Genomic DNA, 12,548 nt, shown 5'->3' on the forward strand with positions numbered 1-12,548 from the left:
GAGTTTCAGCTTCTAGTCTTATGCACGAGTCTATCTTTTATTAGATAAAGTTATCACCATAAGTTCTGAAGAGCCTCAAAAATTATGAATTTTAGTCGGTTGCTTTGGGTAATTGCCATGCTTTCGATCGCAGGCTGCAATATTCAAACGCCACAAACCAACACACAACCTACAGAAAGTCGATCGCCAATAGCAACCCCTGTTCCCGCCAAACCAAAGTCTGAGATCAAAGAAGCAACACTAATTGCTGTTGGCGACATTATGATGCACAGTACCCAAACGCGATCGGGCTACGACGCAAAAAAGCAAACATACAATTTTGACAATTTCTTCGCACCAGTTAAAAGTATCCTATCAACAGGCGATTGGGTAACGGGAAATCTCGAAACACCTTTAGCGCACGAAGATGCAGGCGGATATACGGGATATCCGCTATTTAACGCACCGGCTCAATTAGCGGATGCTGCTAAAAAAGCCGGATTTAATATATTGACAACCGCGAACAATCATGCTTTAGACCGTGGAGAAAAAGGAGTAATTAGGACGATCGCCAATCTGAGCGATCGCAAAATTGCTTCCACAGGAACAGCCACATCAGCCGCGGATGCTTCACGCACTTTAATCAGCACCAAAAACAACATTTCACTAGCAATGCTAGCCTACACCTACGGCACAAACGGCATTCCCATACCCAAAGGCAAAGATTACTTAGTTTCCCTAATCGACGAAAAAAAGATAATCAAAGATATTGCCAAAGCCCGAAAAAAAGGAGCCGATATTATCGCAATTTCCCTGCATTTTGGCAATGAATATGAGCGACAGCCAAACACCCAACAAAAACAATTAGTGGAAAACCTATTAAAAGCTGGTGCAGACATCATTCTCGGCAGCCATCCCCACGTCGTCCAACCTTACAAAATTTTTAACTTTCCCGGAAAAAATGGCAAAACTCGCAAAGCTGTAGCAATTTATTCAATGGGAAACTTCATTTCCGGTCAGAATAAAAAATATACAGACTTAGGCGTAATTTTGCAAGTAAATATTCGCAAAACATTTCCCGAAAAAACTACAGAAATTACCAGCATCAAAACCATTCCGACTTGGGTACACCGCTATACTCAGAACAATAAAACTAACTATCGCATTTTGCCCTTAGAAACAATGGTTAGCCAGAAAAAAGATGCACTACTAGCAACTTCCCAGTATCCAGTTTTAGAAGGATATCTACAAGAGATGAACGCTCATCTTAACTCTTTGAATATTCAGAAAAAATCTAAGTAATTGGGTAGTAGAAGCAGAGCAGACCAATTTGTATTTCTAGGCAGAGCCTGGAAGGAAGTTTATGTTTTGTGAAACAGGCATCTTGCCTGTTAGTAACCTTTGAGGGCGGGCAAGATGCCCACCCCACAAGAAAATTTATGTCTTGTGAAACAGGCATCTTGCCTGTTACTAAAATTGAGGTCTGATCTGAGTAATATTAAATTAATTCAACTGCTTAATTAACCAAGCGATCGCCCCTTCCACATCAGCAACCCGCTCAACATCGGGAATCTGCGGCCGCTGCACCATCACAACCGGAATTCCCAGTTCCCTAGCCGCAGCAATTTTAGCATAAGTAGCACCGCCCCCGCTGTTTTTGCTAACAATTGTATCAATCTGATATTCTAACAGCAATTGTCGCTCCTCATCCAATGAAAAAGGCCCCCTTGCTAATAACAATTTACCGTTAGGAATAGGAGTATTGAGTGCAGGAGGATCGATCGCCCGCATCAAAAACCAAATAGCATCCAAACCCGCAAAGGCAGCCAATTCCTGCCTGCCAATGGTGAGAAACACCCGCTGAGACTGCCCTAATAAAGCTTTTGTAGCCTCCGAGTGGCTGCCCACTTCAATCCAACGATCGCCCTCCACAGCCTCCCAAGCTGGACGCACCAGCATCAAATAGGGCACATTACACTCAGCAGCAGCAACAGCAGCATTGGCAGAAATCTGAGCCGCAAACGGATGAGTAGCATCAATTAACAAGTCGATCGGGCGATCCTCTCCGAGGGCTCCGCTAACGAGCAAAAACTGCGCCAGCCCAGCCGCCCCACCAAACCCCCCAATTCGCACCGTACCCGTTTTTGGTGTAAAAGGCTGTTGAGTGCGTCCTGCTAGCGAAGATACCACCTCTATTTCAGCAATTTGAGACGCTCTTACCGCCAATTCAGCAGCATCCCCCGTCCCGCCCAAAATTAGCAACCGTTTTTTCACCAAATTACTCCTAACTTATCCAAGCAACGCCCGCAATTTCGGTTAATAATATGTTTAGTAAAGTTTAAACTGCCAACAACGATGATTCGAGCACTTTTCACATTTTTTACAGTATTAATTGTAACCGGGTTAGTGTGGTTGGGAAATATCGCGCCCGTTGCCGCACAAGTACAACCAACAGATATCACCGATCAGCAGCAGGAATTGGGAGAACTCGTTCAAAAAGCTTTTGAAGCTACAAATGAAGGCAAATTTCTCGCCGCTGAAACTTTTTGGACTCAAATCATTGACAAATTTCCCTCACAAGCCGCCGCTTGGAGCAACCGAGGCAATTCTAGAGTCAGCCAAAACAAGCTACAAGCAGCAATTTCTGACTACGAAAAAGCGATCGAACTAGCTCCCGACGCCCCCGATCCCTACCTAAACCGCGGCACCGCCTTAGAAGGTTTAGGACGCTGGGAAGAAGCGATCGCCGACTACAATCATGTACTAGAATTAGACCCCAAAGATCCAGCCGCCTACAACAACCGAGGCAACGCCGAAGCAGGTTTAGGAAAATGGGAACCAGCAATTGCCGACTACAGCAAAGCCTTTGAATTAGCCCCCGAATACGCCTTTGCGCGCGCCAACCACGCCCTCGCACTTTATCAAAACGGGCAAACCAAAGAAGCAATTCGCAACATGAAAAACATCGTCCGCAGATACCCCCAATTTGCCGACATGAGAGCCGCCCTCACCGCCTGTCTTTGGGAAGCCGGAAACCGTGGCGAAGCTGAGAGCAATTGGGTAGCCGCAGTCGGCCTCGATGCCCGCTACAAAGACCTCGATTGGGTTGCCAATACCCGCCGCTGGCCGCCAGTTGCAGTCAGTGCATTAGACAACTTCTTGCACTTGAAATAATATCGACGTTAGTTGTTATTGGTTATTTGTTATTTGTTATTTCGACGAACGACAACTAACAACTGACAACTGACAACTGACAACTAACTACTGACTAATTCTCGAATCCGTGGGGCAGTCAACTCTTCGACATTCCGCAAAACCGCTGCTGCACCAGCAGTTTTCAGCGCCGCAGCATAAGCATCGCACCGCACAGAATCATCCAAAACATGAGGCGGCAAAATTCCAGTCCCCAGCCAAACCCGATTTGGTTGCACTTCCCGCGCCTTCACAACCGTATAAATATCGGCAACAGTATCTCCCGCGTAAATCACCGGCAAATTTTTTTCTAAACCGTGCAGTTTTTCCAACTGTTCAATTGCGGAGAAAAGTCCAGCCGGATCGGGTTTTCCCGGTGCATCTTCCATCGCCACCAACACGGGGGAATTTAAACTCAGTTTCCCTGACAAAACGTAAGCAGCTTCATCCCGCATCGCCCCACTAAAAAAGCCCCAAACAATGCCCCCAACCGTTAAATTTTCCAGATAAGCGGGATTTAACAGCAGCGGTTCGTCACAAATGTAACCAGTCCAATTTTTATCGTCAGCCCCGCGATAGCGACTTTGGAAGAAAGCCACTAATTCGTCATAGTTGAGAGCGAGTTGGTTTCTCGATCGCCCAATCCCCTCAAAATAACGGCAAACTAACTCGAAAGATGCCTGCCAGTCATTATTCCACACTCCCTCAGACTTCAAAGAGTCGATATCGAGAGAATTCGGGCGAAAAGCACCCGCCGTGAAATGCTCCACCGCATCGGCGATCGCCCGCCGGTAGGAACCGGACACATCCCGCACCACACCGTCAATATCGAAGACTAAAATAACTCTGTTCATAACTTAACTATCCTTGGGCGGGTTTTGCACAAATTTTATCTGTTCCCAGCCCCTGAGCGGCGCTAAACCAAGCCGCGCGACAAAACTTTTAATCACCGATGATTCATTTTTGAACACAATGTGCTACGCTTAGCGATTGTAGAAATTTTTAACAAGTTCGATCGGAACCCCGGAGGTTTGCTTGTCCAAGTTCATCTTAAAAGTTCTCTGGCTAGAAGAGAATGTTGCCCTCGCCGTTGACCAAGTGGTCGGTAAAGGAACTAGCCCGCTGACTGCTTACTTTTTCTGGCCCCGCAAGGATGCGTGGGAAGAACTCAAAAACGAACTCGAAGCCAAACACTGGATTGCTGACAACGATCGCGTCGAAGTCCTTAACCAAGCCACAGAAGTAATCAACTACTGGCAAGAGGAAGGCAGACGGCGCCCAATGACTGAGGCTCAGTCAAAGTTCCCCGAAGTGACTTTTACTGGCAGCAACTAAGCCCTGCTTTAAGTTGCTACCCATATAAATTGCCTGTTATGGCTGACGGGGGGAGAAGGCGGGAGGATGTGACGCTTTTTCCACCTCGCCGTGAAAAATACAATTTAAATGTGCTAGAGCTTATCAAAATACTAACTCCAATTTTTAGACAGGCTCAAGTTTTGCGCTTGGTTGATCGATTTGAGATTTGAGATCTAATGTTTATGCAAAATAAAGCTCTAAAATCTGCTTTTAGAGAATCTAAAAATACTAAGTAAGGAAACCAAAGAAATCTAAAATCTGCTTTTTTATCATCTTAAATTGTACAGTCAGCTCTCAAAAGACTTCCCTATGACGAATGACGGCTGACTAATGACTAATCACCTCTTCGCGGAATTTATGGGCGCCGAAAGTACAATCAACCAGACCGAACAGCTACCGCTGGTAGTAAATCCCGACATTCTCCAGCAAGCTATCCTCTACAAAATTAATACTCGCATAAACGCTCGCGGAGAATTAGTTTTCCCCTGCGTACCGGGAATGCTAAGCCACTATCTCAAGTCGATAGAACAGCTATTTAGCACTCTCGACAGACCCCTGCCCCAAGACCGCAGAGACGAACTCAGCAAGCTTTTAGCCACCAAGTTAGAACAAGGCTACCGCACATCCACAGCATCGATGTTGATCTTGCAATACGAATCAGTACAGCCGCCGCAAACCGGTTTAGCCTGCAAAGTGATTGTTACTACCTCAACAGTTGGAGAACAGTACAAAAGCTGGGTTGACACCAGAGAACCTCCGCTTTTCGGCTCTCATCCAGACGCAAAATTGATGGCAACGGCTGCTAAATTGGGCACACCCGATCGAGTGCGGATTTTGGACGTGGGGGCTGGTACCGGCCGCAATACCTTGCCACTGGCGAGATTGGGCTATTCTGTGGATGCGATCGAACTAACTCCAGCTTTTGCAGAACAATTAAAAGCAGCAGTAACAGCCGAAAAGCTTCCCGTGACAGTGACTGAAGGCGATGTGCTCGACCCCTTAATGCGGATGAAACCGGCCCGCTATCAGTTGGCAGTTGCCGCCGAAGTAATTTCACATTTTCGAGACAGCGATCAAGTACGGCTTTTCCTAGCTAAAATGTGCGATTCCCTGTGTCCTGGAGGTCTGTTGCTGTTCAGCACGTTTCTAACCGTCGGCGACTACCAGCCGGATGCCCTCGTGCGACAAGTTGCCCAACTCTCCTGGTCTACTTTATTTACCCCCCAAGAACTCGCCACCGCAATGGAAGGGTTGCCCTTAGTCCAAATATCCGACGAATTGGTGTTTGAGTACGAACGCCACCACCTGCCAGAAGGAGCCTGGCCGCCGACGCCCTGGTTTCCCAGTTGGGCAACCGGTCGAGATGTATTCCCGATGGCAAACGCACGCCCGCCAATGGAATTGCGCTGGATTTTGTGTCGCCGCAGTTAAAAAAAAATAGGTCTTTTTTAGACGGACACAGCAATCCAAACCTTTTAGCGGCGGTAAAATTTTCCTCATATATTTTTATTTCAACAGCTTAAAGCCGGCTCGTTGTTAATATTGTTCTGCCTGCACAGAAAAATTTACAAAAATATATATTAAGATGTAAAGACAGCGAAGTTCGATCGCCCCTGGGTGAGAAACCCAGTGTCTGATTAGATCCCACCCTTGCAAACCATTTCTTTGTTGCGAAAAATTGGGTTGCTAAGGACAATCGGGCTTAAATAAAATTCGATCGCCATCTCAATCGGTGCAACTAGAGTTAAGATGAATTCAACAAACCTATTCCTCTGGATAGATGACATTTTAGGGAATAGAATAATCCAATAGATTAGCTCGCTAGTCAGCGATGCTCCTGAGAAACAAATATGCTTTTAACACGTCCACTACAAGCGTTTGGAGCAATCTTCGAGCACAAACCTTCAACAAATAGATTGATAGAACAAAAAAGCAGTAATAATTCTTGGGATCAGCCTATTGCTCCCGCTGTAAACGAACAAATTGACTGGTATATCCAAATGGAAATGCTAATGGGTAACGCTAAATCTTCCTGCACCGATGAAGAGATTACTGCTTGGCTGCGCGGATTGCTGACAATTGCTTGGGCAGACGGCAACTTTGACGAAGACGAGCAAAAAATGATTGCTAATCTGACTCAGGATGAACTACATCCGGTATCTTTTGAGGCAGATTTTGAACCCATTGCCCCAGAGGAACTAGCTGGTGTTTTAGGGAAAAGCACAGCCAACGGCGAGAATTTTTTGAGGACAGCAGTAATGGTAGCCTTGGCAGACGGTACATACTCGCTCAGCGAAGACGAGGTAATCTACAAGTTTTGCACAGCTTTGGGTCACAATGTCGAGGCTATAGAAGCTCTCCGACAAACCATCGAAGAAAGCAAGTGCGATCCGCAGGGGCCCAGCAGCCAAATAGTCTTTGATGCCAATGTCGTCCCCGTCGTCGGAACACCCCTTTCATCTCGGCTACCTAAACCTCACCACAAAAATGTCCTGCAACCCGTCAAAGACTGGCTTGACGCCTGGGAAATTCACGACCCCAAAGTGGCACACTTTGTCTGCAAAATGATTCCGCCGCAGTGTCCGTTTGAGCGAGATGTGGTGTTATTCGGACGCAAAATCGTGCACATTCCGGCGATGTGCCAGATTAACCCGCTTTACGAACAGTTAGTCGGGATGCGCTTTCGAGCTCTGTGCTATTTGGCAGATGAATGTAATGAAGATATATCGTCATATTGTTAGTAGTCAGTAGTCAGTAGTCAGTAGTCATTAGTCATTAGACTTGAATGGCATTCATTCGCTCTCTATCTTGAAATACATCTGCGTTCATCGGCGTTCATCTGCGGTTTACCTCTAAATCCAAGATTTATGCAATTCAAGTCTATTGTTGTGAAATGTTGGATGAATTACTGTAAACTTTAGCAGTTTTAAATTCTCTGAAAGACAGTAGGGACACGGCACTGCTGTGTCCTACGCGCGATATCTGTAGTCAACAGAAAACGGATATATCAATCAATGACTACGAATTACTTCAGCCCGAAGAGCACCCTACAATAACTTATACAAATTATTAAAAGTCGCCGATCCAGGAGCCGGACACGGCAGTGCCGTTTCCCGACAGATGCTGGCGTACAATCTCTCACTCTGCATTACATTTCAGAATTGGTATAATTATATTTTTCCGGCAACTGTAAATCGCCACTAAACTTGGCTTTCGTCAGCCGACGCGGAGGGAAGGAAAGAAGGAATATGGTACTTGGATCTGGTATTATAATAAGTAATGACTATTGACTACTGACTATTTGACTATTGACTACTGACTAAATTATGCAATTTATCGATCGAGCAGATATTCAAGTCGCAGCCGGCAAAGGCGGCGACGGTATGGTAGCTTTTCGCAGAGAAAAGTATGTACCCGCGGGCGGGCCCAGTGGCGGCACCGGCGGGCGGGGCGGTTCTGTGTTTATGGTAGCGGTGGAAAGCCTGCAAACGCTGCTGGATTTTCAGTACAACCGGATTTTTAAAGGCGAAGACGGCAAGCGTGGCGCGCCGAAGAATATGACGGGGGCTTCTGGGGACGATCGCACGATCGAAGTTCCCTGCGGTACAGTTGTTTATGACGCGGAAACTCAGGCAATCTTAGCAGATTTAGTGACGCCCGGACAGACTTTTTGCGTGGCCAAAGGTGGCAAAGGCGGTTTGGGGAATAAGTGTTTTCTGACCAATTCTAACCGCGCTCCAGATTATGCGATGCCGGGAAAAGAAGGAGAACACAAGTTTTTGCGTTTGGAATTGAAGCTATTAGCTGAAGTGGGAATTCTCGGGATGCCGAATGCTGGCAAATCCACTTTAATTTCAGCTTTGTCGGCAGCTCGCCCCAAAATAGCAGATTATCCATTTACAACTTTAGTCCCGAATTTGGGCGTAGTCAGAAAACCCAGCGGCGACGGTACGGTGTTTGCAGACATTCCGGGATTGATTGAGGGAGCTCACGAAGGTGCTGGTTTGGGTTACGAGTTTTTGCGGCACATTGAGCGGACTCGGTTGTTGCTGCATTTGATCGATATTACGGATCAAGATCCGATCGCCAATTATGTCACTATTCAGGAAGAATTAAAGGCTTACAGGCGTGGTTTAGCCGATAAACCGCAGATTTTGGCTTTTAATAAGGTAGATGCGATCGATCTCGAAAGCGAAGAAATCGGTAATTTAATCAGCCGACTTAAAGAAATTAGCGGCGCTCCGATTTTGTTGATTTCCGCTGTGAGTCGAGTTGGTTTGGATGAATTGATGCAGCAAGTTTGGCAGAAACTTGACGAGATGAACGAGAGTGAAGCGGAGGCGCTGTCAGCAGTCGGAGTCTTGTAGCCAGGGGTCTGATTTATGAGAATTTGCGGGAACCGGTAAGTGTTTTTTTGAAGGGGTCAAGTTTTTCGGCTGTATTGCTTGCACAGCAAGGGTTTAAGGTACTTGGCTAAAAAAAACGATGCTCGCAAACGCTGTAGTGCTTGCTGTGAGTGGTTTAGAGGGCTGTTGAAAAATTTGCCTCTTGACAAGCCGGTGGCTGAAATGATACTTTTGCGATCGAGTACCGCAACTGCACCTTGAAAACTAAATACTGTAAGCCTTTCAAACACAGGCAGCCGCAATAAACCTAAACCCCTATCAGGGATTGAAACAAACAAGAGGTCGAGAAACCAGACAAAACGGTAGAGGCCGCAATAAACCTAAACCCCTATCAGGGATTGAAACAAAACCTTTACGGTCTATGGCGATATTCAAGTAGAGCCGCAATAAACCTAAACCCCTATCAGGGATTGAAACCCAGTACTACTGGGTGTAGACCACGAAGGATCTCCAAAGCCGCAATAAACCTAAACCCCTATCAGGGATTGAAACATCGAGAATCAGGCCGAATGGCTTGAATGGTACATTGCCGCAATAAACCTAAACCCCTATCAGGGATTGAAACCCGTACCAATAGGTGGCATTTAGACCTAGATCTGCCGCAATAAACCTAAACCCCTATCAGGGATTGAAACATGCAGGTGGTAGGTCTTGGAATATAACCGCCCGGCCGCAATAAACCTAAACCCCTATCAGGGATTGAAACAAAGATAGAGGCGATAACACAAGCGGTGCATCCTAGCCAAGCCGCAATAAACCTAAACCCCTATCAGGGATTGAAACCTAAGGATTCGGATCGCCTGTGGGCATACCTTGACGCCGCAATAAACCTAAACCCCTATCAGGGATTGAAACCTCAATACTTAAAATCGTAGAGTGTTGCATTGCAGCCGCAATAAACCTAAACCCCTATCAGGGATTGAAACGAAGAAGTATTAGACCCTTATGCACCGACGCCGGCCGCAATAAACCTAAACCCCTATCAGGGATTGAAACTAAGTTTTCAAAGCATCCAGATTTAATCGATCAAAATGCCGCAATAAACCTAAACCCCTATCAGGGATTGAAACAACCAACTTTTGCTACGAAGTCCGACACTTTCTCGGCCGCAATAAACCTAAACCCCTATCAGGGATTGAAACAAGGCATCGGCAGTGCTTTTAGCCAAGCGGGAAGCACGATCGGCCGCAATAAACCTAAACCCCTATCAGGGATTGAAACCAGGCTCTACCTGAAACAGCTAGCGAGATCGAGGTTGGCCGCAATAAACCTAAACCCCTATCAGGGATTGAAACCGAGCAAATCGATTGTGGTGGATCAGAATCGATTCAAGCCGCAATAAACCTAAACCCCTATCAGGGATTGAAACGCTAACAACAACCAGGAGCCGATCACCTTTAGTATGCCGCAATAAACCTAAACCCCTATCAGGGATTGAAACTTGCCCGCAGCACAACCCAAGAATAAAGCTGCAATGCCGCAATAAACCTAAACCCCTATCAGGGATTGAAACATCAAGAAGTTAATAAGTAAAAGTTATTGTCTAAGCCGCAATAAACCTAAACCCCTATCAGGGATTGAAACAAAGGATATTGTTTACATACATATGATATTTTAGGCCGCAATAAACCTAAACCCCTATCAGGGATTGAAACTGAGCAACAAAACCCAGCTAAAGCACCCGAAGTAACCAAGCCGCAATAAACCTAAACCCCTATCAGGGATTGAAACAGTCATTGGTTGGTAATTGATAGGGAATAAAGAGGCCGCAATAAACCTAAACCCCTATCAGGGATTGAAACTGAGTTTTTCTTGGTGTGTGATAGGCGAGCCATCAAGCCGCAAAGCCGCAATAAACCTAAACCCCTATCAGGGATTGAAACTGAGTTTTTCCGCATCGGGTAGGGGCTGCTAGAAGCCGCAATAAACCTAAACCCCTATCAGGGATTGAAACGTTGCCAAACCGCAAAGTCGGCATATTGTACTGGTAACGCCGCAATAAACCTAAACCCCTATCAGGGATTGAAACAAAGACGCTAGCGCCAAAGCCACGGGAGATAAAGCCGCAATAAACCTAAACCCCTATCAGGGATTGAAACGCTGGGGAGGGCAAGAGTCAGAAATACTAGCGACGCCGCAATAAACCTAAACCCCTATCAGGGATTGAAACCTTTGTCAACTGCGGCTAGGTTGCCGATCGCCACGCCGCAATAAACCTAAACCCCTATCAGGGATTGAAACCCAACGATTCACAATCAGTATATATTTACTGTTAGCCGCAATAAACCTAAACCCCTATCAGGGATTGAAACTTCGTCAAGACGAGCTTTAGAAATTACATTGAAAATAGCAGGCCGCAATAAACCTAAACCCCTATCAGGGATTGAAACTTAGCTACCGAGCAACCTATGTTAGCCGCTGTTCCCCCGCCGCAATAAACCTAAACCCCTATCAGGGATTGAAACAAAACAGGCATCACAGTAAGTTTTTTACAAGTATAAAGCCGCAATAAACCTAAACCCCTATCAGGGATTGAAACATCTGTCCCCGTTGCCGGTTCCGAGCGGCCGCAAGCCGCAATAAACCTAAACCCCTATCAGGGATTGAAACGATAGCACTGCGGGGCATTTCAAGTTTTAGTGGAGGCCGCAATAAACCTAAACCCCTATCAGGGATTGAAACGATATAGATCAATCAAAGTAAGTAAACGCTTTCAAGCCGCAATAAACCTAAACCCCTATCAGGGATTGAAACGATAGAAGGTAGTGGCGTTTACGGATGCGGCACTGCCGCAATAAACCTAAACCCCTATCAGGGATTGAAACGAGGAGGTTCGGGATGCGATCGGTTAGTAGGCTGAAAGCCGCAATAAACCTAAACCCCTATCAGGGATTGAAACCGGGCAAGCCGACTTTACCCAGTGAGGCAAACCAGGCCGCAATAAACCTAAACCCCTATCAGGGATTGAAACTTTGCATTTCCGTTACCCGGTCGCGAAGTGTGGATGGCCGCAATAAACCTAAACCCCTATCAGGGATTGAAACAAATCTCAGGAGTGCATCGTCTGGTATCGGTCGGAAGCCGCAATAAACCTAAACCCCTATCAGGGATTGAAACCAGGTTGAATCGCGCCGGGGTAGTTTTTCGGTCTGGCGCCGCAATAAACCTAAACCCCTATCAGGGATTGAAACTTGGCCGCCGCGTTGAAGCTTTGTTGCTCAGCCAGAGCCGCAATAAACCTAAACCCCTATCAGGGATTGAAACTTGCTAGATTAATTGCCACGTTTACTTCCTCTTTGCCGCAATAAACCTAAACCCCTATCAGGGATTGAAACATAATAACGCAAAACGATTGCGGAGTAACCATTTCAGCCGCAATAAACCTAAACCCCTATCAGGGATTGAAACCGGGAAGGTAGTTGAAAAACGTTTGTGCTTTCTGCCGCAATAAACCTAAACCCCTATCAGGGATTGAAACGGAATTGAAGCGGTGGGGATATCCGTAGAAGTTAGGCCGCAATAAACCTAAACCCCTATCATACGGAATCCGGTTGTCATAGGTCTGTTATAATTGCTGAAAAAATCGAGCAAAAATAGCCATGCCAAAAAAAGTCG

At 46.2% G+C, this 12,548-nt stretch carries 8 protein-coding genes and 1 CRISPR repeat array; of the genes, 6 read left to right on the plus strand and 2 right to left on the minus strand.

The features are described from left to right. Positions 1-84: 84 nt before the first annotated feature. Positions 85-1,281, plus strand: coding sequence for a CapA family protein (locus tag QUA40_RS25130; protein WP_333130931.1), 1,197 nt, complete (start codon positions 85-87; stop codon positions 1,279-1,281). 201 nt (positions 1,282-1,482) lie between these two features. Here the strand turns inward: QUA40_RS25130 and QUA40_RS25135 are convergent, their stop codons facing one another. After that, the gene (locus QUA40_RS25135) at positions 1,483-2,253 is read right to left on the minus strand and encodes a cobalt-precorrin-6A reductase (RefSeq protein WP_333130933.1); all 771 of its coding nucleotides are present in this window, start codon (positions 2,251-2,253) and stop codon (positions 1,483-1,485) included. An 81-nt stretch (positions 2,254-2,334) separates the two neighbouring features. Here QUA40_RS25135 and QUA40_RS25140 point away from each other — a divergent pair, with 81 nt between their 5' ends. Next, on the plus strand, positions 2,335-3,153 hold the full coding sequence (locus tag QUA40_RS25140; RefSeq protein ID WP_333130936.1) for a tetratricopeptide repeat protein: 819 nt from the start codon (positions 2,335-2,337) through the stop codon (positions 3,151-3,153). Positions 3,154-3,236: 83 nt separating this feature from the next. Here the strand turns inward: QUA40_RS25140 and QUA40_RS25145 are convergent, their stop codons facing one another. After that, on the minus strand, positions 3,237-4,025 hold the full coding sequence (locus tag QUA40_RS25145; RefSeq protein WP_333130938.1) for a TIGR01548 family HAD-type hydrolase: 789 nt from the start codon (positions 4,023-4,025) through the stop codon (positions 3,237-3,239). A gap of 160 nt (positions 4,026-4,185) precedes the next feature. Here QUA40_RS25145 and QUA40_RS25150 point away from each other — a divergent pair, with 160 nt between their 5' ends. The 4 genes from QUA40_RS25150 to obgE all read left to right on the plus strand — a co-directional run bounded on the left by QUA40_RS25150 (position 4,186) and on the right by obgE (position 8,894). After that, entirely contained in the window at positions 4,186-4,506 is a 321-nt protein-coding gene (locus QUA40_RS25150) for a 30S ribosomal protein PSRP-3 (RefSeq protein WP_265236287.1), read from the plus strand. Between the two features lie 378 nt (positions 4,507-4,884). Further along, positions 4,885-5,958, plus strand: a complete 1,074-nt coding sequence (locus QUA40_RS25155; protein WP_445301197.1) for a class I SAM-dependent methyltransferase — start codon at positions 4,885-4,887, stop codon at positions 5,956-5,958. Between the two features lie 419 nt (positions 5,959-6,377). After that, a complete protein-coding gene (locus tag QUA40_RS25160; protein WP_333130942.1) occupies positions 6,378-7,268 on the plus strand; it encodes a Mo-dependent nitrogenase C-terminal domain-containing protein in 891 nt (296 codons plus the stop codon). A 585-nt stretch (positions 7,269-7,853) separates the two neighbouring features. Further along, on the plus strand, positions 7,854-8,894 hold the full coding sequence (obgE, locus tag QUA40_RS25165) for a GTPase ObgE (RefSeq protein ID WP_333130944.1): 1,041 nt from the start codon (positions 7,854-7,856) through the stop codon (positions 8,892-8,894). 274 nt (positions 8,895-9,168) lie between these two features. Further along, positions 9,169-12,411: a CRISPR direct-repeat array (repeat unit 37 nt; unit sequence GCCGCAATAAACCTAAACCCCTATCAGGGATTGAAAC). Positions 12,412-12,548 lie beyond the last annotated feature (137 nt).

It is taken from the genome of Microcoleus sp. Pol11C3, from assembly GCF_036701485.1.
GTDB lineage: Bacteria > Cyanobacteriota > Cyanobacteriia > Cyanobacteriales > Microcoleaceae > Microcoleus.

Bases quoted from the DNA above. Each gene is read 5' to 3' on its own strand.
- QUA40_RS25130 (WP_333130931.1), top strand. From the start codon at position 85: ATGAATTTTAGTCGGTTGCTTTGGGTAATTGCCATGCTTTCGATCGCA.
- QUA40_RS25140 (WP_333130936.1), top strand. From the start codon at position 2,335: ATGATTCGAGCACTTTTCACATTTTTTACAGTATTAATTGTAACCGGG.
- QUA40_RS25145 (WP_333130938.1), bottom strand. From the start codon at position 4,025: ATGAACAGAGTTATTTTAGTCTTCGATATTGACGGTGTGGTGCGGGAT.
- QUA40_RS25155 (WP_445301197.1), top strand. From the start codon at position 4,885: ATGGGCGCCGAAAGTACAATCAACCAGACCGAACAGCTACCGCTGGTA.
- QUA40_RS25160 (WP_333130942.1), top strand. From the start codon at position 6,378: ATGCTTTTAACACGTCCACTACAAGCGTTTGGAGCAATCTTCGAGCAC.
- obgE (WP_333130944.1), top strand. From the start codon at position 7,854: ATGCAATTTATCGATCGAGCAGATATTCAAGTCGCAGCCGGCAAAGGC.